We start from the raw sequence: 24,123 nt of genomic DNA on the forward strand, positions 1-24,123 counted from the left end.
GGCCGGGGGCGGTGCGCGGGAACGGTCAGTCGAACGGGGCGAGCGTCAGGAACGCCTGGCGCGGAGCGCCGTCGTGGACGAGCGACTCGTGGTGGCCGACGTCGTCGAAGGCGAAGCCGTACGCCTTCCCGTCGACCATGTGCGCGTGGATGATCCGCGCGTAGTGGTTGGTGACCGGCTCCTGGTAGAAGCTGGCCGCGCTCCGGTCGGGCTGGTGGGGGTTGGCGAGCAGGGTGGTGCGGTGGAAGCCCGCGCACAGGGTGCGCGAGATGGGGCCGCGCACCTGGTCGTTGGGCGCGTCGAGGAGCCGGTGGCAGCCGAAGACGGACGAGGCGTCCGGCTTCTGGAAGGTGGTGACGACGTTGCCGGCGCCGTCGGTGAACCGCAGGACGCCTCCCGAGACCCGGCCGGTGTACCGGATGTCGGGGCGGTCGGCGAAGGGCGTGACGACCAGGTCCGTGCGGGTGTACTTGTCCCAGACCCGGTTGACGTAGTCGTCCGTGATGGAGGCCGGGAGGGCGCCGGTCTCCACCCCGTAGAGCGGGGACAGGGCGCGCAGCACGGTGCCGTCGGAGCGGGTCTGGATGAGGTTGGCCCAGCCTCCGGGCTGTCCTCTGAGGGCGTTGAACACGCCGCGGTAGCCGCCGGGCCGCAGCTTGCCGGTGTTCAGCGTGGTGCCGTCGCCGCGCTGCACGCCCACCGTGTAGGGCGCGGAGAACATGTCGACCTGGGTGCTGTTGATCCACAGTCCGTCGTTGTTGAACGTGTACTCGGACCAGTTGAAGAGGATGTCGCGGTGGGGGTCCGTGGGGTTCTGCACGGCGGGCTGCACGAGGCCGCCGGTGGTCAGCCGGAACTCCATCTTGCGGCCGTAGGAGAAGTAGATCCGGCCGGAGAGCCTGGGGACCTGGATGGTCATGGACCGGCCGGGCGCCGGGCCCGGTATGGAGGCGTCGGGTGCGGGTGTCGGCGGGTTGCCGCCGGCGGGCCAGGGGTGGAAGGCGCCGCTCGCGTCCGCCCAGCCCTGCCGGCCGGACGACAGCTCGGTGCCGAGGTTGTAGATGTGGACCGGCTCCGCGCGGCCCGAGGTGTTGGTGATGGTCAGCGGGACGGTGGCCGGGACCGCGGCGTGCGCGGGGGACGGGACCCCGGCGGCGAGCCAGGACCCGCCGAGTGCGGTGGCGATGCCCAGCGCCACCGCCGTGATCCGGCGTCTGAGGGTGCGCAGCATGCTCGTTCTCCGTTCGACAGTGGCCGAGAACCGTTGTGAGAGCGCTCTCACCGAGAGTTGCGCGTTGGTATGGACCTGTCAATGGTGGGGACGACCGTGCGGGAGCCGGAGGTTCCGCACGCTCTCGCGGCCCGCCGGAGGCAGCGGCTCAGCCGCGCTGCACGACTCCGTGCGCCGAGAAGCTGACCGGGCCGTGGGACGGGAGGTCGCCGGGCGGGAAACCCGGGTGGTGGTCCCCCTTGGCCGCCTCCGCCCCTCCCGCGCGCGGGGCGGACGGGCCCAGCGCGAGCCGGGACACGATCCGGTAGCGGTCGCCCCGGTAGACGGAGTGAACGTACTCCACCGCACGGCCGGCGGTATCGGTGGTGAGGCGCTCGAACAGGAGGGCCGGTGACAGCTCGGGCACGTCCAGCAGCTCCGCCTCCGCGCGGGTCGTCACGGTCGGCTCGACGGACTGCACGGCCTCGCTGACCCGCACCCCGTGCCGTTCCCGGAAGTGCTCGTACAGATCGCCCTGTTCGAGCTCCGCCTCGGTGAGGCCGGGCACCAGGCCGGCGGGGAGGTGCAGGTGCTCGATGGCCATCGGGGCGCCGTCCACCAGCCGCAGCCGGGCCGCGTACCGGATCCGGGCGGCCGGTGACACGCGCAGTCTGCGGCCCACCCGGGCGCCGGCCGGGAGCGTGCGGAACTCGAGGACGCGGCTGGTCCACACGCCCTTGGCCCGCGGCACGGTCAACGCGCCGCGCTCCGGCACCAGTTCCTGGGTGATCTTCTCGGCGGCCACGAACATGCCCCGGCCGTGCTCGCGCACCAGCAGTCCCGCGACCACGAGTTCGTCGACCGCGGCCCGCACGGTCGGGCGTGAGACGCCGAGCCGGGCGCAGAGGACGCGCTCGGAGGGGACGGCGTCGCCGGGGCGGCGGGTCTCGATGAGTTCGAGGAGTGCGTCGCGCACCCGTTCACGCTTGAGCACCGCACCCGAGGCGGCGGGATCGACGGCCATACGGGTCTCCCCTCGTCGTCGGCCGCGGGCGGGGCGCGGGGCGACTGGTATGCCCCCGACCTTAACTGGTCCGGCCGCCACCAAGGCCGCCTTCGGCAACGCCGACTCCGTTTCCGACGCGCAGGGTTGACGTGTCTATTGGTCTATGCCACCTTCTCTCGACATCAACTGGTAAGGCCTCGGCGGACAACTGGTCAGTTCCGGGGACCGGTCCGTCACCGCGAGCCCGCGCCGGGCGGCGCCCCACGCCCGCCGCGCGGACGCACCACCGTGCGCCACCCCCCCACCGCGAAAGGACCACGGATGCGTACTCGTCCCACCGGCCGCCGCGCCCGCGCGGCACTCGCCCTCACCGCCCTGCTGGGCGCCGCCGCCCTCACCGGGCTCCCCGCGCCCGCGGCCACCGCCGCGGACGGCGCGCTCGCCGTGCAGTACCGCACGAGCGCCCCCGGGGCCACCGCCGACCAGAGCGAGCCCTGGTTCAAGGTCCGCAACACCGGCTCCGCTCCTGTGCGGTTGAGCCAGGTGAAGATCCGCTACTACTTCAAGGCCGACGCCCCCGACGCCACGTACCGTTTCGCCTGCTCCTGGGCAGTCGTCGGCTGCCCGGCCGTCACCGGCACGTTCAGCACGCTCCCGCGGCCCACCGCGACGGCCGACCGCTACCTGGAGATCGGGTTCACCCCGTCCGCCGGGTCGCTGGCGCCCGGCGCCGACACCGGCGACCTGCAACTGCGGTTCCACCGGGCGGACTGGCGGACGCTGCGGCAGAGCGACGACTACTCCTTCGGCGCGGCGCGGACGTCGTACGCCGACTGGGACAAGGTGACCGCGCGACTCGCGGGCGCCACCGTGTGGGGCGCGGGCCCCGAGGGCGACGGCCCGACCGACCCCACGGATCCCACCGACCCGCCCGGTGAGGGCGGCCAGACGCTGTTCGACGACTTCGACTACGCGTCGCACACCGACCCGGACCTCGCGGCGCACGGCTGGAGCGTCCGCTCCAACGCGGGCGGACCCGGGGTGCCCGGCGCGACCTGGGACCCGTCGAGGGTGACCTTCAGCTCCTCGGGCGGGAACTCGGTGATGGACCTGGAGACGTCCACCGCGGGCACGGGCGCCTCCACCACGCACACCGAGATCCTCACCCGGAGCATGAAGTTCGCGTACGGCACCTACGCGGCCCGGGTGCGCTTCTCCGACGCCCCCGTCTCCGGCCCGGACGGCGACCGCGTCGTGCAGACGTTCTTCACCATCAACGACCTCAAGGCGCCGATGGCCGACGACTACGCCGAGTACGACTTCGAGTACCTGCCCAACGGCGGCTGGGGCGAGCCGTCCTCGATCCTGTACACGACGTCCTGGGAGACCTACAACCCCGATCCCTGGCAGGCCGTCAACCAGCACAGCGAGAGCCGCCAGAGCTTCGCCGGCTGGCACGACCTGGTCGTCACCATCGACGACTCCGGCATCACGTACTACGTCGACGGCCGCCACTTCGGCACCCACGACGCCGCGTACCTGCCGGAGCGGCCGATGTCGATCAACTTCAACCAGTGGCTGATCGACCTGGAGGGCCAGCGGTCGACCACGCCCCGCTCCTACCACCAGCAGGTCGACTACGTCCTGCACGTCAAGAACCAGGTGCTGACGCCCGCCCAGGTCGCGGCGAAGATCGACGCCTACCGTGCCGCGGGCACCTCGTTCGTGGACGAGGTGCCCGCGCCCTGACGGCCCGTCCGCCCGGCCGGGCCCGCCCGGCCGGGCCCGCCCGGCCGGGCCCGCCCGTCGCGGGTCCGGCCGGCGCACCGCGGTGTGTGCCGTCCCCTCGACGTCGTCCGATCGTCTCCCGGGGCTTCCGCCGGCGAGTCCGGGACGCTGGACCGCGGGCCGCGGGCCGCTCGGACCGCGCGCCCTGCCGGCGACCCGCCCCGCCTCCAGGCGGTGCCTGTACCGACGGCGTCACGGAGGCGCGGGACGCCGGCTCCGGGGTCCTCCGGCACCCGTCCGACGAGCCGGCCCGTACGCCGGCCGCGCTGCACGAGGCCCTGCCGGACCACGGGGGCGGGCGTCCGCCGCGCACCCCGCGGCGGACGTGGACGACGCCACGGCCGCCCGGGGCGCGTCCCCGTCAGGACCGCTGGGCGGCGATCATGCGGCGGTACCAGTGGTAGCTGTCCTTCGGGATGCGCCGCTGGGTGGCGTAGTCGACGCGGACGATGCCGAACCGCTTGTCGTAGCCGAAGGCCCACTCGAAGTTGTCCAGCAGCGACCACACGTAGTAGCCGCGGACGTCGACGCCCGCGTCGATCGCGGCGCGCAGCGCGGTGAGGTGGTCGCGCAGGTAGTGCACGCGGTCGGTGTCGTGCACGGCGCCGTCGGGGGCCGCCTCGTCGTCCTCGGCGGAGCCGTTCTCCGTGATGTGGACCGGCGGCAGGGCGTCCCCGTACTGCTCCTTCAGGTCCGTCAGGAGGTCGGTGAGGGTGCCGGGGGCCACCGGCCAGCCCATGGCGGTGCGCCGCACGCCCGGCATGGGCTCCTCGGTGTAGCGGTTGTCGGTCGCCACCCGCAGGGCGGGGTCGCTCTCCCGGTGGGGGGCGTCGGCCACCACGATCGGGCGGTAGTAGTTGACGCCGAGGAAGTCCAGCGGCTGCGCGATCAGCTCCAGGTCGCCGTCGCGGCGGAAGTCCTGCCCGGTGATCAGCTCGCCCCAGGTCTCCTCCTCGGTGTCCGGGTAGCGCCCGGCGAGGATCGGCTCCGTCCACACCAGGTTGTGCAGGGTGTCGGCGCGCACCACCGCCGCCCGGTCGGCGTCGGAGTCCGTCGCGGGCAGATGGTGGTCGAGGTTGAGGGTGATGCCGGCCTCGCGGACACCCGCCGCGCGCAGGGCCCGCACGGCGAGTCCGTGGCCGACCAGCAGGTGGTGGGCGGCGGCGAGCGCGCCCCGGCCCTCGCGGGCGCCGGGGGCGTGGCGGCCGACGGAGTAGCCGAGGAAGGCGCTGCACCACGGTTCGTTCAGGGTGATCCAGCGCGGCACCCGGTCGCCCAGGCGGTCCGCGACGACGGCCGTGTACGCGGCGAACCGCTCCGCGGTCTCCCGCACCCGCCAGCCGCCACGGTCCTCCAGGGCCTGCGGGAGGTCCCAGTGGTAGAGGGTGACGGCCGGCTCGATGCCCGCGTCGAGGAGTTCGTCGACCAGCCGGGAGTAGAAGTCGAGGCCCTTGGGGTTCACCGGGCCGGTGCCGTCGGGCACGATCCGCGGCCACGCCACGGAGAAGCGGTACGAGTCCACGCCGAGGTCGCGCAGCAGGGCCACGTCCTCCGGGTAGCGGTGGTAGTGGTCGCAGGCGACGTCGCCGGTGTCGCCGTTCGCGACCCGGCCGGGGGTGTGGCTGTAGGTGTCCCAGATCGACGGGCCGCGCCCGTCCTCCCGGGCCGCCCCCTCGATCTGGTAGGAGGCGGTGGCGGCGCCGAAGACGAAGCCGGGCGGGAACCGGGGGAAGTCGCTCATGCGGGTCGAGTCCGTCTCGGTGTGTGCGGTGGTCACTTGACTGAGCCTCCGGTGATGCCGGCGGCGATGTATTTCTGGGCGAGGACGAGCAGGATCGCGGCGGGTACGGCGGAGAGCACGGCCGCGGCCATGACCGCGCCCCAGTCCCCGACGTGTGCGCCGATGTACTGGTAGATGCCCAGTGTGATCGGTTTGACGTCGTCCGTGGTGTTCAGGGTGAGGGCGAACATGAAGTCGCTCCACGCGAACAGGAAGGCGAACAGGCCGGAGGTGATCAGGGCGTTGCGGCTCATCGGCAGCACCACCCGCAGGAACACCCGTACCGGCCCGGCCCCGTCGATCTCGGCGGCCTCGATCACCTCTCCGGGGATGGACACCATGAAGGAGCGCATCAGCACGATGGAGAAGGGGATGCCGAGCGAGGCGTCCGCGAGCATCAGGCCGGCATAGGAGTTCACCAGGCCCAGGTCGACGTAGGAGGTGTAGAGGGCGTTGGCGATGACGATGCCCGGCACCATCTGGGTGATCAGGGTGCCGAACACCATGGTGCGCGAGCCGCGCAGACCGAAGCGGGCCAGGCCGTAGGCGGCGGGCGCGGCGATCGCGAGGCAGATCGCGACGGCGCCGACGGACACCAGCAGGGAGGTCAGCAGGTTGCCGCCCTGGTCGGTGAGGGCCTTGGTGAACCCGGAGAGGTCGAGACCCGACGGGACCGGGTCGACCTGGAGGAGGCCGGAGTCGGGCTGGAGCGCGGTGTTGAGCATCCAGTACAGCGGGAACAGCATCACCGCGAGGACGAGCAGGCCCGCGACGGTGGAGCCCCAGCGGCGGCGGGGCGCGGTGGGCGCGTGGGCGGCCATGTCGGTCACTTCCCCTCGGTGCGGTTGGCCCGCAGGTAGAACACCGCGAACACGGCGGAGATCAGGATCAGGACGTTGCCGACGACCGCGCCGGCGCCGAAGTCCAGCTCCACGAAGGAGTTCTGGTAGGTGAGCGTGCCCAGGGTCTGGGTGGCGTCGGCGGGGCCGCCGTCGGTGAGGGCGAGGATCAGGTCGAGGATCTTCACCGTCGACATGAAGCCCAGCACCAGCACGACCGTGATCACCGGCTTCAGCATCGGCAGGGTGACGGAGCGGAAGGCGCGCCAGGCGGAGGCGCCGTCCAGGGAGGCCGCCTCGTACAGCTCCTTGGGGATCTCCTGGAGGCCGCCGTAGAGGATGACCATGTTGAACGGGATGCCGATCCAGATGTTCACCAGGATCACCGAGAGCAGCGCCATGCCGGGGCTGGTCAGCCACGGGGTGCCCCCGCCGAGGCCGAGGGTGTCGAGGAAGGCGTTCAGTACGCCGGTGTCCTGGTCGAGGATGCGGCGCCAGACGATGCCGGACACCACCATGGGCACCAGCCAGGGCAGCAGGATCAGCGAGCGCAGGACGCCGCCGAGGGGGAAGCGGCGGTTGAAGAAGACGGCGAGGGCGAGGCCGATGCAGAACTGGCCGAGCAGGGAGCCCGCGGTGAAGACGAGGGTGTGCCAGAGGGCCTTGCCGAAGAGGGCGTCGCGGAAGACGGACGACCAGTTGTCGGCGCCGTTGAAGGGGGCCTCGCCGGTGAAGAAGGTCTTCGGCGTGTAGTGCTGGAAGCTCATCACGACGTTGCGGACGAGCGGGTAGCCGAAGAACAGCAGCATGAAGACGACGGCGGGCGCGACGAAGCCCCACTGGGCGAGTCTGCGGCGCCGGCGGGCGCGCGCCGGGTCCGGCGCGGCCGGCTTGCCCGCGGCGGCGGACGGCGGGGCGGTGACGGTGGACGTGGTCATGGGGGCGTACCTCAGTTCCCGCTCGTGGCCCGCTGCTGGGCGCGCTTCAGGGCGGCCTCGCTGGACTGGCCGGTCAGGGCGGACTGGAAGGCGCTCTGCAGGGCGAGGGAGACGGCCGGCCAGCCGGCGCCGAGCTGGGCGGTGCGGGAGCGGGCGGCGGCGACCTGGTCGGCCAGCGCGTCCAGTTCGGGCACCCGCGCCCGCCAGCGGGCGGCGGCCCGTTCGTCGGCCGGGACCATCCAGCTGTTCAGGGCGTAGGTGAGCTGTTCCCTCTCGCTCGTCAGGCAGGCGACGATCCGGCCGGCCGTGCGCTGGCGCTCGTCGTCCCCGGTGCGGGGCACGGTGAGCACGGCGCCGCCGAGCGGGGCCACCGAGTCGGCGCCCGCCTCGGGCACCGGGATCTCGGCGATGCCCCAGTTCAGGGACGGGTCGCTGTTGAGGGTCTCGACCTGCCAGGGGCCGTTGATCATCATGGCGGCGTTCCCGGCCATGAACTGGTCGTTGACGTCGGCCTGGGTCCAGTTGACCGTGGACCGGGAGAGCGAGCCGTCCTTCAGCAGCGCCTTCCAGAAGTCGAGCGCCTCGACGACCTCCGGGCTGTCGAGCTCGCGTTCGTCTCCGCCGTTGGACCACATGAACGGCGTGAACTGGAAGACGCCGTCCTCGGCGCCGCCCGCGCTGAGCGCCAGGCCGTAGCGCTTGCCGCGGGTGAGCTCGCGCGCCGCTTCCCGCAGTTCGTCCCAGGTGGCGGGGGTGCGGACGCCCGCCTCGGCGAGGACGTCCTTGTTGTAGAAGAGGGCGAGGGTGTTCACGGAGCGGGCGGCTCCGTAGTAGGTGCCCCGGTAGGAGCCGAAGTCGACGATCCCGTCGGGGACGTGGTCGGTCGACAGGCCGAGGGTGCGCAGGTCGACCAGCCCGCCTGCCTCGGCGAACACGGGCATCTCGGAGGCGTCGAACTGCACGACGTCCGGCAGCGACTTCGACGAGGCCATGCGCAACGCCTTGGTCATGACCTGGGACGCGGGGACACTCTGCTGCTCGACGGTGACCCCGAGCTGCTTGCCGCAGCGGGCCATCGCCTCGGCGTCCCAGCGGTGGTAGGTCTCGTCGGTCGAGGAGTTCAGGACGGTGTAGACGTCGTCGTCACGCTGCTCGGCGCAGCCGGTCAGCGCCGCCGAGGCGACGAGGACCGCTGCGGTGGCGAGCGAGGAGACGGTTCGGCGCGCGCGTCCGCGCGGATGACGTGCGGCAACCGTTGGATGTGCTGTCACGGTGGGTGCCCCTGGGTGGGACCGGCTCGGCTGCGCCGGGCCGGCGGCTCTGTGGGATGACAGGTGAAGCGCTTCGATTACCGACCGCCGCAGTGGGGGTTTCATCTGACGCAGCACCGGGGTTTAATTTGTTTGGCCTGATTACTAATACGTCAGCGCGAGCCGGTCGCGCTAGCCCCCCAGGGGCACGATCTTCTCGTCCCAGGGCGTGACAGGCTCTGAGGTTCCTGTCATAGTTCCTGGTCAGAGCTGGCTCTCGCATCTCCTCCGCCCTCCCGATCCCGAGGAAGACCATGAAATTCACCGACGGCTTCTGGCGCATCCGCGACGGCGTCCAGATCTCGTACGCCATCGAGGTGCGAGATGTTCACGCGGAATCGAAGCGCTTCACTAGCTACGCTGCGACGCGGAAGGTGACGCGCCGGGGCGACACCCTCAACGCCCCGCTGGTCACGGTCGACTGCTTCTCCCCCGCCGAGGGCGTCGTCGGCGTGCGGGTCACCCATCACGCCGGCAGGCGCGACCCCGGCCCCCACTTCGCCCTGGCGGGCGAGGCGGAGGGCGTGGGCGAGGTGCGCCGGGACGGGCCGGTCACGGAGCTGACCAGCGGCCCGCTGACCCTGCGGCTGGACGCGGACGGCGCCTTCGGGCTCACCTTCCTCGACGCGGACGGACGGGAGCTGACCCGGGCCGGCGCCAAGAGCACGGCGTACGCCACCACCGCCGACGGGGCGCACCACATGCTGAGCCGGCTGTCCCTCGGCGTCGGCGAGCACGTCTACGGCCTGGGTGAGCGCTTCACCCCGTTCGTCAAGAACGGCCAGACCGTCGACGTGTGGCAGGCCGACGGCGGCACCAGCAGCGAGCAGGCCTACAAGAACGTCCCGTTCTACCTGTCCTCACGCGGCTACGGCGTCTTCGTCAACCACCCCGGCGCGGTCTCCTTCGAGGTCGGCTCCGAGTCCGTCGGCCAGGTGCAGTTCAGCGTCGAGGACCAGACGCTGGAGTACTACGTCATCGCCGGCCCGACCCCGAAGGACGTCCTGGGCCGCTACACCGCCCTCACCGGCCGCCCCGCGCTGCCGCCCGCCTGGTCGTTCGGCCTGTGGCTGAGCACCTCGTTCACCACCTCGTACGACGAGGCGACGGTGACCTCGTTCGTCGACGGCATGGCCGAACGCGGCATCCCCCTGTCGGTGTTCCACTTCGACTGCTTCTGGATGCGTGAGTACCAGTGGTGCGACTTCCAGTGGGACCCGGAGGTCTTCCCCGACCCGGAGGGCATGCTGGCCCGCCTCAAGGACAAGGGTCTGCGCGTCAGCGTGTGGATCAACCCGTACATCGCCCAGAAGTCCCCGCTGTTCGGGGAGGCCGCCGCGCTCGGGCACCTGGTGCGCCGGCCGAACGGCGACGTGTGGCAGTGGGACCTGTGGCAGGCCGGCATGGGCCTGGTCGACTTCACCAGCCCGGACGCCCGCGCCTGGTTCCAGAGCAAACTGAAGGCGCTGCTCGACCAGGGGGTGGACTGCTTCAAGACCGACTTCGGCGAGCGCATCCCGACCGACGTCGTCTGGCACGACGGCTCGGACCCCGAGCGGATGCACAACTACTACACGCACCTGTACAACCGCACCGTGTTCGAACTGCTGGAGAAGGAGCGCGGAGAGGGCGAGGCGGTCCTCTTCGCCCGGTCCGCGACCGCCGGCGGCCAGCAGTACCCGGTCCACTGGGGCGGGGACTGCTGGTCGTCCTTCGAGGCGATGGCGGAGTCGCTGCGCGGCGGGCTGTCGCTGTCGCTGAGCGGGTTCGGCTTCTGGAGCCACGACATCGGCGGGTTCGAGGGCACGCCCGACCCGGAGGTCTTCACGCGCTGGCTGGCCTTCGGCCTGCTGTCCTCGCACAGCAGGCTGCACGGCTCCACGTCGTACCGCGTGCCGTGGGAGTTCGGCGACGGGGCGGTGGACGTCGCCCGCCGGTTCACACTGCTCAAGCACCGGTTGATGCCGTACCTGTACGGCGCGGCGGCCGAGGCGCACCGCACGGGCGTGCCGGTGATGCGGCCGATGCTGCTGGAGTTCCCGGCCGACCCGGCGTGCCGCCCGCTGGACCGCCAGTACATGCTGGGCCCCGACCTGCTGGTCGCGCCCGTGTTCAGCGCGGACGGCGAGGTGGAGGTGTACCTGCCGGAGGGCACCTGGACGCATCTGCTCAGCGGGGAACGGGTGACGGGCCCGTGCTGGCGCACCGAGCGCCACGGCTACGACAGTCTGCCGCTGTACGTCCGTGAGGGCGCGGTGCTGACGCTGGCCGGGGACGACTCCCGCCCGGACGGCGACTGGCTGGACGCGCCGGTGCTGCTGGTCCACCCGCCGGCCGCGCCCGACTGGGCGGCGGAGGTGACCGTGCCGGACACGGCGGGCCTGCCGGCGGCGACGTTCCGGGTGCGCCGGGACGGGGAGGTGCTGCGGGTGACGGCGTCCGGCACCGACCGGCCGTTCACGGTGCGGGTGCCGGGCGGGGCGGAGGCTTCGGGGGCCGGTGAGGTGACGGTGTCGGTGGCGTCGGAGTGAGGGCGTTGGCACGGTGAGGACCTCGGTGCGGCTGGGGGCGGTCCCGCACGGTTGAGCGGAACCGCCCGGACGCCCGGGACGGGCCTCGGACCCCCGGGACCCGGCCGGCCCGGTGGGCCGAGGCCCCCGGGACCGGCCGCCCGGGGGCGAGCACGGCGCGGCCGGGGTCAGGAGCCCGGCCGCTGCTCGTCGTCCGGGTGGGCGCCCGGGCCGTGGCCGGGGCCCGCCAGGGGGGTCGGGGACAGGACCTCCGGTTCCTCGCCGGGCTCCAGCAGGGTGTCGGCCGCGCCCACGATCAGCGGGTCCGGTTTGCCGAGGGCCTCGTGGTCCTTGGCCGGGTAGCCGCAGCGGTCGAGGAGGCTGCGCATCGCCTCCAGCCGCCCCCGCCGTTTGTCGTTGTTCTTCACGACCGTCCACGGCGCGTGCGGGGTGTCCGTGGCGCGGAACATCTCCACCTTCGCCTTGGTGTAGTCGTCCCAGCGGTCCAGCGATTCGAGGTCCATCGGCGACAGCTTCCAGCGCCGCAGCGGGTCGACCTGGCGGATGGCGAAGCGGGTGCGCTGCTCGGCTCGGGAGACCGAGAACCAGAACTTCACCAGCATGATCCCGTCGTCGGTGAGCAGCTGCTCGAACAGCGGGGTCTGCTCGAGGAACAGCCGGTACTCCTCGTCCGAGCAGAAGCCCATGACCCGTTCGACGCCGGCCCGGTTGTACCAGGAGCGGTCGAAGAAGACGATCTCGCCGCGAGCCGGGAGATGGGCCACGTAGCGCTGGAAGTACCACTGCCCCGCCTCCCGTTCGGTCGGCTTCTCCAGGGCGACGACGCGGGCGCCGCGGGGGTTGAGGCGTTCCATGAACCGCTGGATGGTGCCGCCCTTGCCGGCCGCGTCGCGTCCCTCGCAGACGACGACGATCCGCTGGCCGGTGTCCTTCACCCACCGCTGCATCTTCAGCAGCTCGATCTGCAGGACACGCTTCGTGCGTTCATACTCCGACCTGCGGATCTTCCGATCGTAGGGGTGGTTCTCGCGCCAGGTCTCGATGGGGGTGCCGTCGGCGTCCAGGAGCACGGGACGCTCCGGCCGCCGGGTGTCCACCTCCAGTCCGTGGAGCAGGTTCTCGCCGGTGGTGCGGGACGCGTCCGTCCCCGCGTCCACCGCCGTACGGCCCTCGTGCGTATCCGGGTGGTCACGACCCTGTCGCTCGTCCGGGTGGTCGGCCGTCACGTCGTCTTCCGCCTTTCCGGTCCCGTCCCACCGGGCCCCCATGTGCAGCGTATGCCCGACGGGCTCGCGTGGTGATGCGGAAACGGGTGCCCGCCGAACGCACGCCGAAGCGTGGCGGTGCGCGTGGACGGCGGGTGCGTGGACCCGGTCCTGCCGTGCGGGGCGGGCCGGCGCCTGCGGGACGTGGGACGGGCGCCGGCCGGGGACACCCCGGAGGCTCATTCCGTGCGGCAAGCGTCCGGCGTCCTGATCCGGTCGCGGATCCACACGCCGGCGGGTTCGAGCGGGGCCGTCCCCGCCCAGGGGCCGTCGCCGGCGCAGGTGCCCGGGGTGAACACGGCTCCGGTGCGGTGGTCGTCGGAGAAGTTCCGGTTGACCCGGCCGATCCTCTTCTCCGCCATGAGGCCGAGATAGCGCTGGACATCGCGAAGTCGTCGGCGTCCTCCCCGGCGTGGTTCCGCGTGCCGAACTCGGTGACGAACACGGGGAGCCGGTCGGCGGCACGGACGACCGGGATGATCCGCTCCGCGTACTCCTTGACACGGGACCAGCTCACGCCGTTGGGCTCGTCGGCGATCTCGTGGAGGACGGTGACACGGTCCTTGCGGCGGCTCGCGATGTCGGCTTCGGGCTCGGTTCGTTTTCGGACAGGCTGATGTCGTGCGGGGCCGGTGTCATGTGGGGACTCCGTCCGCGATGGACGGTCAGGAAGGTTCCCTTCCTGAGGGAACCGCAGACGTACACGGATGACAAGGGGCGTGCCGAAGCCTTTGTGGAGCCGGGGCGCGCCCCGGCTGTGCGCGCCGCTCCCCCGCTCCCGGCTCAGCGCAGGAGGAGCTGGACGAGGGCGACGGTCCCGACGGCGATGACGAGGGCGCGGAGCACGGCGGGGCGGAAACGGCGGCCTGTCGCCGCCCCGAGCTGTCCGCCCAGCGCGGAGCCGGCCGCGATGAGGGCGACGGCCGTCCAGTCGAAGTCGGCGACGAAGAGGAAGAAGACGGCGGCCACCGTGTTGACGACGGCGGCGAGGACGTTCTTGACCGCGTTGAGCCGCTGGAGCGGCTCGTCGAGGAGCAGGCCCATCAGGGAGAGGTAGATGATGCCCTGCGCGGCGGCGAAGTAGCCGCCGTAGACGCTGGCGAGCGTCAGCCCGGCGAACAGCGGCCGCCCGCCGTCCCGCCGCACGGGGCGGTCCGACGGCCTGCGTTCCCGCACTTTCCGGCTGATCAGCGGCTGGAGGGCGACGAGAACGAGGGCCAGCCCCACGAGACAGGGCACGATGGTCTCGAACGCCTCGGCGGGCAGGGCGAGCAGCAGGACGGCGCCGGTGATCCCTCCGAGCGCGGCACCGGCGCCGAGCTTGCGGACACGGCTGCCCTGTCCGGCGAGCTCGCGACGGTAGCCGACGGCCCCGCTGACGGCGCCGGGCACGAGCCCGAGGGCGTTGGACACGGTGGCGGTGAGGGGCGACAGCCCGGCGGCGAGCAGCACGGGGAACGTCACGAGCGTGCCGGACCCGACCACGGCGTTCAAGGCCCCGGCCCCGACACCGGCGCCGAACACCCCGGCCATCTCGAGCGGCGTCACGCCGCACCCCCGGCCGGCGGCGTGGGGTGGTGGCGGAGGACGGGTGCGGTGACGACGCTCATGGGGGCACGCTAGCGGGCGGTCACTTCGGCGCACACCGAAGGGTGACCGGTGCGGCGGGTCGCCATGTCGCTTTCCCGGCATGTCGGTACGGGCGCCCGCCGCTGCGAGCGGCGCCTGCGGATGCTCTCCGTCGCTGCCGCGGGGTCCCCGTGGTCACCGTGCGGCTGCCGGTCGTCCTCCCGGACGACCGGATCGCCGATCACCGGCGACGCCTCCGGCGGGCGAGGGACCACTGGGTGCCGATGCCCTCGGCGTGGTACGGCGTGGTGGAGACAGGCGAACGGCGGTGGCCGGCACACTGCCGGCCACCGCCGGACCGGACCACGTCGCGCGGTCCGGTCCGGAGACCTGTGACTAGGCGGCGCGGTCCATCGCCGGCTTCGTGCGCGGCTTGCGGCGCGGTGCTTCGCCGGCTCGGCGGTCCCGGCCGGCGCCGGTGCGGTCCTGGGCGGCCGGGGCGCCGTTCTGGGTCGTACCGCCCTTCGGCTGGGCCTGGCCCTGCCGGCCCGGTGCGCCGCGGCGGCGGCGGTTGCGGGACGGGGACGTGGCGGTGCGGCGGGGGCGTTCCACGACCGGGACCGTGATGACGACCGGGACGCCGGAGGGCGTCCGCGCGCCGGTGATGCGGGTCAGTTCCTCGTCGCCCGGCCGTACCTCCGTGATGCGCGGGGTGATGCCCGCCTGGGACATCAGCCGGCTGACGTCGCGCCGCTGGTCCCGCGTGACCAGGGTGATCACGCTGCCGGACTCGCCGGCGCGGGCCGTGCGGCCGCCGCGGTGGAGGTAGTCCTTGGGGTCGCCGGGCGGGTCGACGTTGACGACCAGGCCGAGGTCGTCGACGTGGATGCCGCGCGCGGCGACGTTCGTCGCCACCAGCACGGTCACGTGACCGTCCTTGAACTGGGTGAGCGTCCGCGTCCGCTGCGGCTGCGACTTGCCGCCGTGCAGACCCGCGGCCCGCACGCCGTTGCTCAGCAGGTGCTTGGTCAGCCGGTCCACCGCGTGCTTGGTGTCGAGGAACATGATGACCCGGCCGTCCCGGGCCGCGATCTCGGTCGTCGTGCGGCGCTTGTCCGCGTCGTCGATGTGGAGCACGTGGTGCTCCATGGTGGTCACCGCGCCCGCGGACGGGTCGACGGAGTGGACTACCGGGTCGCTGAGGTAGCGGCGGACGAGCTGGTCGACGTTGCGGTCGAGCGTGGCGGAGAACAGCAGCCGCTGTCCGTCGGGGCGCACCAGGTCGAGCAGCCTGGTGACCTGGGGCATGAAGCCCATGTCGGTCATCTGGTCCGCCTCGTCGAGCACGGTGACGGCGACCTCGTCGAGTATGCAGTCGCCCCGGTCCACGAGGTCCTTCAGCCGTCCCGGCGTCGCGACGACGACCTCGGCGCCGGCCCGCAGCGCGGACGCCTGCTTGCCGATCGACAGCCCGCCGACCACGGTGGCGACCCGCAGCCGCACGGAGCGGGCGTACGGGGTCAGCGCATCGGTGACCTGTCCGGCGAGTTCCCGGGTGGGGACGAGGACGAGGGCGAGCGGCTTGCGGGGCTCGGCGCGGCGGCCGGCCGTGCGGGCGAGCAGCGGCAGGCCGAAGGCGAGGGTCTTGCCGGAGCCGGTGCGGCCGCGGCCGAGGACGTCACGGCCGGCCAGGGAGTTCGGCAGCGTGGCCGCCTGGATGGGGAACGGCGCGGTGACGCCTTCGCGGCCGAGGGTGGCCAGCATCTCGCCGGGGAGACCGAGGTCCTCGAAGGCGTCCACCGCGGGGAGGGCGGGGGTGATCGTCTCGGGGAGGGCGAACTCCCCCGTCGTCACGGTCCTGCGGCCCGAGCCGCCCTTGGACTGTCGCGGCGCACCGCCGCGGCCGCCCGCGGCGCCGAAACGGCGGCCGCCCTTCGTGGAGCCCTTGCCGGCGGAGCGGGTGCGGGCGGTTCGGTCGTTCGCGCGTGCCTGTGTCACGGAGAACCTTCCTTGATGTGGCGCGTCTCAAGGAATGTCCGCCGCTGGGGAACGCGGGGAATTGCAAGAACGAGCCTGGGTGAATGGGGTCGCGGGGCGGTTCCGCCCGGTGAGGACGCGACCCAGGGGAGGCAGCGACCGGAGCGTGCACCTCTCCGTGTGATCCGTGTGAGATCCTGCTGCGCAGTAGGCGCCGGCGCGGTGCCGGTCCCTCCGGTCCCGCGGGTCGATGACCGCACGACCACAACAGAGATCGACAGTAGCACGGTGTGTGCCGGAGCAGTGTGACGGCCGTCGCCCGGCCCTCTCCCAGGACCCGGGACCGCCGCCCGCGACGAGGAAGATCCGTTCCGTGGGCCGACCGCTGCTGTTCTCGACGCGGACGGGCCCCTCAGCCCCTACGCGGCCCGGCCCGGGAGGCGCCCCGCCGGCTGCACCAGCCTCAGGGTCCCCGGAACACCGCCCACCACGACGACGTGAGTCCGTCGTCCCGACGACGCCCCGGGCGGGTCCGGCTCGCTCCCGGGCACGGGCCTCACCCGCTCCGGCTGGGGTACGGCCTGTGCCGGGCGACCACATGGAGGGACGAGGCCAACCGCTGGATCGCCCCCGTCCTCGGCCTCCCCGGGCTTCTCTTCGTCGGCTCCGGTGAGGCGCTGTTCGAGGAACGCTCCGACGGAGTGCAAACGGGTCGGCGCCGCGCGTCGGCGACGTGTCCCTCAGCGCCCCTCCGGCGGCGGCGCCGTACTCTCACGCAGCACGAGCCGTGCCGGGACCAGTGTGGTACCCCGCTCCGGGCCCTCCTGCCGCATCTTGCGCAGCACCGCCTGCACGCAGAGCCGTCCCACCTCGGCGAAGTCCTGGTGCAGGGTGGTCAGCGGGGGCAGGAAGGAGGACGCCTCGGGGATGTCGTCGAAGCCGACCACGCTGACGTCGTCCGGTACCCGTCTGCCGTGTTCGTGCAGGGCTCTCAACAGCCCCAGCGCCATCTGGTCGTTGGCGGCGAAGACGGCCGTGCAGTCCTCGCGGGCGGCGAGTCCGAGGCCGGCCCGGTAGCCGGACTCGGCCGACCAGTCGCCGCGGACGAGCGGCGGCGGTTCCCGCCCCGCCTCGGCGAGCGCGGCGCGCCAGGCGTCCGTGCGGCGCTGGGCGGCGAACGAGTCCTCGGGACCGGCCAGATGCCACACGGTGCGGTGGCCGAGGCCGAGCAGGTGCCGGACGGCGGCGCGGGTGCCGCCGTGCTGGTCGGTGTCGACGACCGTGTAGCGGTCGCCGGCGTCGGAGTCGACCACCACCACCTGGACGTGCGGCGGGAGTTGGACCGTCGCCGCGTCCAGGAGGTGCACCTCCATGATGACGATCACGGCGTCGACGGCGAGCTCCTCGAGGCGGGAGAACGCGCCGCGCACCTCGTCCTGGGTGGGCACGGCCACCGGCAGCAGCGTCACCGCGTACCCCTCGCGCGCGGCGGAGGTGGCGATGGCCTCCAGGGTGCGGACGTTGCCGGTGGTGGAGAGGGTGAAGGTGATGACGCCGATGGTGCGGAACTCGCCCCGCTTGAGGGCGCGGGCGGCGCTGTTGGGCCGGTAGCCGAGCTCCTTCATCGCGGCGAGCACCTGGCGGCGGGTCCCCTCGGTCACCCCCGGGTAGCCGTTGGAGACGCGGGAGACGGTCTGGGCCGACACTCCCGCGAGCCGTGCCACGTCCGCCATGGAGGCGGTGGCGCGGGCCCGGGTGCGGCGCCGGGGAGCGGGGGCGGCGGGGACGTCCGTCCCCTGGCCGGCTCCCGTCGCGGCGGCCGGGCCGCTCGGGTCCACCGCCGCTTCATCGACCGTCTCCACGCGCTGCCCCCGCCTTCCTGTCTCTCGTGTCACGGTCCTTCTGGGGACCCTTGACCGTCGTCATCGGGGCAGTGTAGACATGCCGCCACCGGATGTTTACGTAAACATAACAGCTCCGAGACGCTTCCGCGCCGAGTGATGTTTACGCAAACATCCGACCGGGCGACCTGCCGCCCGGCTCCGTGCCGGGTGCCGAGCCGCTGGTGACCGGAACGCCGAACAGCGAGGAACGACATGACGACGCTGCAACCGCCGGCGGCCGCAGAGCCGCGGCCGGCCCCGCCTCCGGTGAGACCGGACCGGCGCTCATGGAAGGGCTGGGGGTTCATCGGCCCGTTCGCGGCCGTGTTCGCCCTGGTCTTCCTCGCACCGATCGTCTACTCGGTCTATCTCAGCCTGTTCCGCGACCAGCTCATCGGCGGCACCACGTTCGTCGGTCTGGAGAACTACCGGCAGGCGCTCGAGGACGAGCTGTTCTGGGCGTCGCTGGGCCGGGTGACGCTGTTCCTCGTGATTCAGGTGCCCCTCATGCTGGGCATCGCCCTGCTGGTGGCGCTCGCGCTGGACAGCGGACGGCTCTACGGCACGAGCTTCTTCCGCATCACGATCTTCCTGCCGTACGCGGTGCCCGCCGTGGTCGCCACCCTGATGTGGGGCTTCATGTACGGCACCAAGTACGGCCTGGTCGGGGACGTCAACTCCGCCTTCGGCTGGTCGCTGCCCGACCCGCTCTCCGCCGACCTGATGCTGGCCTCCATCGGCAACATCGTGACGTGGGAGTTCGTCGGCTACAACATGCTGATCTTCTACTCGGCGCTGCGGGTCGTCCCGCACTCCCTGTACGAGGCGGCGGAGATCGACGGTGCGAGCCAGTGGCGGGTGATCACCGCGATCAAGCTGCCCGCCATCCGCGGCGCGCTGGTGATCGCGACGATCTTCTCCGTCATCGGCAGCTTCCAGCTCTTCAACGAGCCGAGCATCCTGCGTCCGCTGGCCCGCAACGCCATCACGACGGACTACACGCCGAACTTCTACACGTACTCGCTGTCCTTCAGCGGCCAGCAGCACAACTACTCCGCGACCGTGGCCATCATCATGGGCCTGATCACCATGGTGGTCGCCTACGTCGTGCAGCTTCGCGGCATGCGCAAGGGAGCGTGACCCGATGACCACTCCTGTCACCACCCCCGCACCCGCCGCCGCGGCCCCCGGCGGCGCGAGGAGCGCCCCGCGTCTGCGCCGCGCCAAGGCGCACCGGCCGGGCCGGCCCCGGCGCAGCAAGCTGCTGACCGCGCTGACCTCGCTGGTCGTCCTCTACACCGTCGTCCCGCTGATCTGGCTCGTCGTCAACGCCACCAAGACGCAGGCGGGTCTGGCGGACTCGGGCGGCCTGTGGTTCGCGGACGACTTCGCCCTGTGGGAGAACATCCGCGACACGTTCACCTACGGCGACGGCATCTTCACCCGCTGGCTGCTGAACACCCTGCTGTACGTGGTGCTGGGCGCCGGCGGCGCGACCCTGCTGGCGGTGCTCGGCGGGTACGCGCTGGCGAAGTTCGACTTCCCCGGCAAGCGCGGCGTCTTCGCCACGGTGATCGGCGCGGTGGCCGTGCCCGGCACCGCGCTGGCCGTCCCCACCTTCCTGATGTTCAGCAAGATGGGGCTGACCGACACCCCGTGGGCGGTCATCCTGCCGTCGCTGGTGTCGCCGTTCGGCCTCTACCTGATGTGGGTCTTCGCCACCGAGGCGATCCCCGCCGAGCTTCTCGAGGCCGCCCGGATGGACGGCGCGGGCGAGGCGCGCACCTTCTTCCAGGTCGCGCTCCCGCTGCTGGCCCCCGGCATCGTGACCGTGCTGCTGTTCACCACGGTCGCCACCTGGAACAACTACTTCCTGCCGCTGATCATGCTCAAGGACCCGGACTGGTACCCCCTGACCCTGGGCCTGAGCGCCTGGAACTCCCAGGCGGAGACCGTCGGCGGCGAGGTGATCTTCAACCTGGTGATCACCGGCTCCCTCCTCACGATCGTGCCGCTCGTCGCCGCGTTCCTGCTGCTGCAGAAGTACTGGCAGTCGGGTCTCGCCGCCGGAAGCGTCAAGGAGTGACCCGGCGGCCCGCCAGTCCCTGATCCCCTGCTCACCCCACGTTCCCCCGTCCTCCACCCCTCCCCGTCCCACCCACGAAGAAGTGGATCCACACTCATGCGCAGAAGGACCAGCCGCCTGCTGGGCGGCATCGCCCTCGTGACCTCCCTCGCCCTGGGCGCCACCGCCTGCGGCGGCTCGGACGACGGCGCCGGCGCCGAGCCGGTCTCCGCCGGGGACATCCAGGCGGCCCTGGACAAGGGCGGCACGGTCACCGTCTGGTCGTGGGAGCCCACGCTGAAGACGGTCGCCGCCGAGTTCCAGAAGAAGCACCCCAAGGTCAAGATCAACCTGGTGAGCGAGCGTTCCGGCGACAAGCACTACACCGCGCTGTCGAACGCCATATCCGCCGGCAAGGGCGTCCCGGACGTCGCCCAGCTCGAGTACTTCTCGATCGGCCAGTACTCCCTCACCAAGGGCCTGACCGACCTGTCCGGCTTCGGCGCGGACAAGCTGGCCTCGACGTACACCCCGGGCCCGTGGAACGCCGTCACCGAGGGCGACAAGGTCTACGGCCTGCCGATGGACTCCGGCCCGATGGCGCTGTTCTACAACAAGAAGGTCTTCGACACGTACAAGATCGCCGTCCCGACCACCTGGGACGAGTACCTGGACGCGGCCCGCAAACTGCACAAGGCCGACCCGAAGGCCTACATCGCCAACGACACCGGTGACGCCGGCTTCACCACCAGCCTCCTCTGGCAGGCCGGTTCGCGGCCCTACAAGGTCGACGGCACCACGGTGAAGATCGACTTCGACGACCCGGACACCGAGAAGTTCACGGCCGTCTGGCAGAAGCTGATCGACGAGAAGCTGCTCGCGCCCGTCACCAGCTGGACCGACGACTGGTACAAGGGTCTCGGCGACGGCACCATCGCCACCCTGGCCACCGGCGCCTGGATGCCCGCCAACTTCGAGTCCGGCGTGCCGAACGCCTCCGGCCAGTGGCGCGTGGCCCCGCTGCCCGCGTGGACCGAGGGCGACGAGGCCAGCGCGGAGAACGGCGGCAGCGCGCTGACCGTGCCGGCACTCGCCGAGAACAAGGAACTGGCCTACGCCTTCGTGGAGTACGCCAACTCCGGTGAGGGCGTCGCCTCCCGCGTCTCCGAGGGCGCCTTCCCCGCCACCCGGGCGGAGCTGAAGTCCGCCGGGTTCCTCGGCAAGGAGTTCCCGTACTTCGGCGGCCAGAAGGCCAACGAGATCTTCGCCGCCTCCGCCGCGAACGTCGCCGACGACTGGTCGTACCTGCCCTTCCAGGCGTACGCCAACTCGATCTTCAACGACACCGTCGGCAAGGCCTACATCTCCGGCACCCGGCTGGAGGACGGCCTGAAGACCTGGCAGGACGCCTCGGTGAAGTACGGCGAGGAACAGGGCTTCACCGTCGAGAAGTAGCGACACGCACCACCCCGCGGGCGGCGCGCGCGCCCCGCGCGCCGCCCGATGCGCCCACCGGAAGGACCACCATGATCTCCACCCTCCTGTCCCGCACCGGCGGGGCGGACGGTGACACCGCCCCCCGTCTCCTCTTCGGCGCCGACTACAACCCGGAGCAGTGGCCCCGGTCCGTGTGGGAGGAGGACGTCCGGCTGATGCGGGAGGCGGGCGTCAACGTCGTGTCCGTCGGGATCTTCTCCTGGGCCCGGCTCCAGCCCACGGCGGACACCTGGGACTTCGGCTGGCTGGACGAGGTGCTCGACCTGCTGCACGAGGGCGGCGTCGGCGTCGACCTGGCCACCGCGACCGCCTCCCCGCCGCCGTGGCTGACCACCGCCCACCCGGAGGTCCTCCCGGTCACCGCGACCGGCGAGACCCTGTGGCCGGGCGCCCGCCAGCACTGGCGGCCCACCTCGCCCGTCTTCCGCGAGCACGCGCTGCGCCTGGTCCGCGGGCTCGCCGAGCGCTACCGGGACCATCCGGCGCTCGTCGCCTGGCACGTCAGCAACGAGCTGGGCTGCCACAACGTGTACGACTACTCCGACGACGCGGCCCGCGCCTTCCGGGAGTGGCTGCGCGAGCGGTACCGCACGCTGGACGCCCTCAACGACGCCTGGGGCACCGCGTTCTGGTCGCAGCGCTACTCCGCCTGGGAGCAGATCCTGCCGCCGCGGCTGGCCGCCTCGCACCCCAACCCGACGCAGCAGCTGGACTTCAAGCGGTTCTCGTCGGACGCGCTGAAGGACCATCTGCGGGCCGAGCGGGACCTGCTGCGCGAGATCACCCCGGACGTGCCGGTCACCACCAACTTCATGGTGATGGGCAACACCAAGGGCATGGACTACGCGGACTGGGCGGAGGAGATCGACTTCGTCTCCAACGACCACTACGTGCACCCCGGCCCGCAGGACCGCGACGAGCTGTCCTTCTCCGCCAATCTCACCAGCGGCATCTCCGGCGGCCGGCCGTGGTTCCTGATGGAGCACTCCACCAGCGCCGTCAACTGGCAGCCGGTGAACGTGGCCAAGCGCCCCGGCGAGCTGGCCCGCGACTCCCTGCTGCACGTGGCGCACGGCGCGGACGCGGTCTGCTTCTTCCAGTGGCGGCAGTCGGCGGCCGGCGCCGAGAAGTACCACTCGGCGATGGTGCCGCACGCCGGCGCGGACAGCGAACTGTTCCGCGCGGTGGCCGAACTGGGCGCCACGCTGAAGACGCTGGCCCCGGTCGCCGGCAGCGAGCGGGAGCCCGCCGCGGTCGGCATCGTGTACGACTGGGACTCCTGGTGGGCCAGCGAGCAGGACTCGCACCCCACCGCCCTGCTGCGGTACCGGCAGGAGGCTCTCGACTGGTACTCGGCGCTGCTCCGCCTCGGCATCCGCGCCGACCTCGTCACCACCCGGTCCGATCCGCGGCGCCACCAGGTGCTGATCGCGCCCGTGCTGCACGTGGTGCCCGCCGGCCTGGCCGAGACCCTCACCCGGTACACCGAGCAGGGCGGCCACCTGATCACGACGTACTTCTCCGGGATCGTCGACGAGCACGACCACGTGTGGCTCGGCGGCTACCCGGGCGCCCTGCGGGACCTGCTGGGCATCCGGGTGGAGGAGTTCGGGCCGCTGCTCGCCGGGGACAGCGTGGAGCTGGACGACGCCACCACCGGCACCCTGTGGACCGACCGGATCACGGTGACCGCCGACGACACGGAGGTCCTCGTCCGCTACCGCACCGGCGAGCAGGCCGGCCGGCCCGCCGTCACCCGGCGCCCCACGGGCCGCGGCACCGCCGCGTACGTCTCCACGCGGCTCGGCGTGGACGGCCTGGTGTCGCTGCTGCCGCGCCTGCTGGAACCGGCCGGTGTGGAGAGCGAACTGCCCGCCGGGGCGCGGGGTTCGGTCGAGCCGGTGGTGCGCCGGGGCCCCGGGGGCCGCTTCCTGTTCCTGGTGAACCGCACCGACGACGCCGTCCCGGTGCCCGGTCTCGACGGCGAGGTGCTGCTCGGCGACACCGGCGCCGACGGCTCCCTCACCCTCGGCCCGCGCGCCGTCGCCGTCCTGCGACAGCCCGCCTCCTGACCGGCGGGCGCTCCCCCGGAACGGCCCGCGCCGTTCCGGGGGCCGTCCTCTCCCGGCCGGCGGCGTCGTTCGTGGCCGAGGGCGTCCGCGGGGTCGCGCCGGCGCTACGAGTCCGCCCGCGGGGACCGGCGTCCGGCCGTGCGGGACGACGTGCCGGTGGCCGAACCCCGTACCGGGAGGCCGGACCCGGCCGCGCGGCGGATCGCGTCCACGGCCGGTGACGGCGCCCGGCCCCTGGTCGACGCGGCCGCCGGACGGCGGCCCGAGGCCGGCGGTCAGGCCGCGCACGAGGGCCCGGCGGTGACCACCGGGCCGCCCCGCCGGCCGGCGGTGGAGGAGCACGGACGTGGCGGGCTGATCCGCCCCCGCTCCTCGGACGGCCCGGTGAGCGGC

The 24,123-nt window shown here is 72.5% G+C and carries 17 protein-coding genes and 1 pseudogene; 7 read left to right on the forward strand and 11 right to left on the reverse strand.

What is annotated here, in order from left to right:
* Positions 1 to 25: 25 nt before the first annotated feature.
* A complete protein-coding gene (locus ACIQ8B_RS22800) occupies positions 26 to 1,231 on the reverse strand; it encodes a glycoside hydrolase family 64 protein (protein WP_403549129.1) in 1,206 nt (401 codons plus the stop codon).
* Between the two features lie 148 nt (positions 1,232 to 1,379).
* The gene (locus ACIQ8B_RS22805) at positions 1,380 to 2,234 is read right to left on the reverse strand and encodes a GntR family transcriptional regulator (RefSeq protein WP_403549131.1); all 855 of its coding nucleotides are present in this window, start codon (positions 2,232 to 2,234) and stop codon (positions 1,380 to 1,382) included.
* A 303-nt stretch (positions 2,235 to 2,537) separates the two neighbouring features.
* On the opposite strand from ACIQ8B_RS22805, the gene ACIQ8B_RS22810 reads away from it, so the two are divergent.
* The gene (locus tag ACIQ8B_RS22810; protein WP_403549133.1) at positions 2,538 to 3,965 is read left to right on the forward strand and encodes a cellulose binding domain-containing protein; all 1,428 of its coding nucleotides are present in this window, start codon (positions 2,538 to 2,540) and stop codon (positions 3,963 to 3,965) included.
* A gap of 400 nt (positions 3,966 to 4,365) precedes the next feature.
* On the opposite strand, the gene ACIQ8B_RS22815 is transcribed toward ACIQ8B_RS22810, so the two are convergent.
* Genes ACIQ8B_RS22815 through ACIQ8B_RS22830 form a run of 4 tightly spaced genes read right to left on the reverse strand, consistent with a single transcriptional unit; the run spans position 4,366 to position 8,832 of the window.
* Positions 4,366 to 5,745 carry a GH1 family beta-glucosidase gene (locus tag ACIQ8B_RS22815; protein ID WP_403549241.1) on the reverse strand — a complete coding sequence of 460 codons (1,380 nt, stop codon included), beginning with the start codon at positions 5,743 to 5,745 and terminating at the stop codon, positions 4,366 to 4,368.
* A gap of 32 nt (positions 5,746 to 5,777) precedes the next feature.
* Complete coding sequence (locus tag ACIQ8B_RS22820; protein ID WP_106416106.1) at positions 5,778 to 6,605, reverse strand: carbohydrate ABC transporter permease; 828 nt, start codon at positions 6,603 to 6,605, stop codon at positions 5,778 to 5,780.
* 5 nt (positions 6,606 to 6,610) lie between these two features.
* Positions 6,611 to 7,561 carry a carbohydrate ABC transporter permease gene (locus ACIQ8B_RS22825; RefSeq protein WP_403549135.1) on the reverse strand — a complete coding sequence of 317 codons (951 nt, stop codon included), beginning with the start codon at positions 7,559 to 7,561 and terminating at the stop codon, positions 6,611 to 6,613.
* Between the two features lie 11 nt (positions 7,562 to 7,572).
* A complete protein-coding gene (locus tag ACIQ8B_RS22830) occupies positions 7,573 to 8,832 on the reverse strand; it encodes an ABC transporter substrate-binding protein (protein ID WP_403549137.1) in 1,260 nt (419 codons plus the stop codon).
* A 293-nt stretch (positions 8,833 to 9,125) separates the two neighbouring features.
* Here ACIQ8B_RS22830 and yicI point away from each other — a divergent pair, with 293 nt between their 5' ends.
* Positions 9,126 to 11,402, forward strand: a complete 2,277-nt coding sequence (gene yicI / locus ACIQ8B_RS22835; RefSeq protein WP_403549139.1) for an alpha-xylosidase — start codon at positions 9,126 to 9,128, stop codon at positions 11,400 to 11,402.
* A gap of 167 nt (positions 11,403 to 11,569) precedes the next feature.
* On the opposite strand, the gene ppk2 is transcribed toward yicI, so the two are convergent.
* The 4 genes from ppk2 to ACIQ8B_RS22855 form a co-directional block, all read right to left on the reverse strand.
* The gene (gene ppk2 / locus ACIQ8B_RS22840) at positions 11,570 to 12,628 is read right to left on the reverse strand and encodes a polyphosphate kinase 2 (RefSeq protein ID WP_403549141.1); all 1,059 of its coding nucleotides are present in this window, start codon (positions 12,626 to 12,628) and stop codon (positions 11,570 to 11,572) included.
* Between the two features lie 218 nt (positions 12,629 to 12,846).
* Entirely contained in the window at positions 12,847 to 13,029 is a 183-nt protein-coding gene (locus ACIQ8B_RS22845; protein ID WP_403549143.1) for a hypothetical protein, read from the reverse strand.
* A 421-nt stretch (positions 13,030 to 13,450) separates the two neighbouring features.
* The gene (locus ACIQ8B_RS22850) at positions 13,451 to 14,200 is read right to left on the reverse strand and encodes a sulfite exporter TauE/SafE family protein (protein WP_403549244.1); all 750 of its coding nucleotides are present in this window, start codon (positions 14,198 to 14,200) and stop codon (positions 13,451 to 13,453) included.
* Between the two features lie 432 nt (positions 14,201 to 14,632).
* On the reverse strand, positions 14,633 to 16,234 hold the full coding sequence (locus tag ACIQ8B_RS22855; protein ID WP_403549145.1) for a DEAD/DEAH box helicase: 1,602 nt from the start codon (positions 16,232 to 16,234) through the stop codon (positions 14,633 to 14,635).
* Positions 16,235 to 16,586: 352 nt separating this feature from the next.
* Between ACIQ8B_RS22855 and ACIQ8B_RS22860 the strand changes: the two are divergent.
* A pseudogene (locus ACIQ8B_RS22860) lies at positions 16,587 to 16,917 on the forward strand (hypothetical protein); the annotation flags it as partial.
* A 36-nt stretch (positions 16,918 to 16,953) separates the two neighbouring features.
* Here the strand turns inward: ACIQ8B_RS22860 and ACIQ8B_RS22865 are convergent.
* Positions 16,954 to 17,946 (reverse strand): LacI family DNA-binding transcriptional regulator, encoded by a 993-nt coding sequence (locus tag ACIQ8B_RS22865; RefSeq protein ID WP_403549246.1) that lies wholly within the window; start codon positions 17,944 to 17,946, stop codon positions 16,954 to 16,956.
* A 363-nt stretch (positions 17,947 to 18,309) separates the two neighbouring features.
* Here ACIQ8B_RS22865 and ACIQ8B_RS22870 point away from each other — a divergent pair, with 363 nt between their 5' ends.
* The 4 genes from ACIQ8B_RS22870 to ACIQ8B_RS22885 all read left to right on the forward strand — a co-directional run bounded on the left by ACIQ8B_RS22870 (position 18,310) and on the right by ACIQ8B_RS22885 (position 23,730).
* Positions 18,310 to 19,236: a carbohydrate ABC transporter permease gene (locus ACIQ8B_RS22870; RefSeq protein ID WP_403549147.1), complete on the forward strand. Its 927-nt coding sequence runs from the start codon at positions 18,310 to 18,312 to the stop codon at positions 19,234 to 19,236.
* A gap of 4 nt (positions 19,237 to 19,240) precedes the next feature.
* On the forward strand, positions 19,241 to 20,182 hold the full coding sequence (locus ACIQ8B_RS22875; protein WP_106410997.1) for a carbohydrate ABC transporter permease: 942 nt from the start codon (positions 19,241 to 19,243) through the stop codon (positions 20,180 to 20,182).
* A 96-nt stretch (positions 20,183 to 20,278) separates the two neighbouring features.
* Positions 20,279 to 21,616 carry an ABC transporter substrate-binding protein gene (locus ACIQ8B_RS22880; protein ID WP_403549150.1) on the forward strand — a complete coding sequence of 446 codons (1,338 nt, stop codon included), beginning with the start codon at positions 20,279 to 20,281 and terminating at the stop codon, positions 21,614 to 21,616.
* Between the two features lie 71 nt (positions 21,617 to 21,687).
* Positions 21,688 to 23,730 carry a beta-galactosidase gene (locus tag ACIQ8B_RS22885; RefSeq protein WP_403549152.1) on the forward strand — a complete coding sequence of 681 codons (2,043 nt, stop codon included), beginning with the start codon at positions 21,688 to 21,690 and terminating at the stop codon, positions 23,728 to 23,730.
* Positions 23,731 to 24,123: the final 393 nt, after the last annotated feature.

Origin of the sequence: Streptomyces sp. NPDC096105, assembly GCF_044763335.1 — a bacterium.
Classification (GTDB): Bacteria; Actinomycetota; Actinomycetes; order Streptomycetales; family Streptomycetaceae; genus Streptomyces.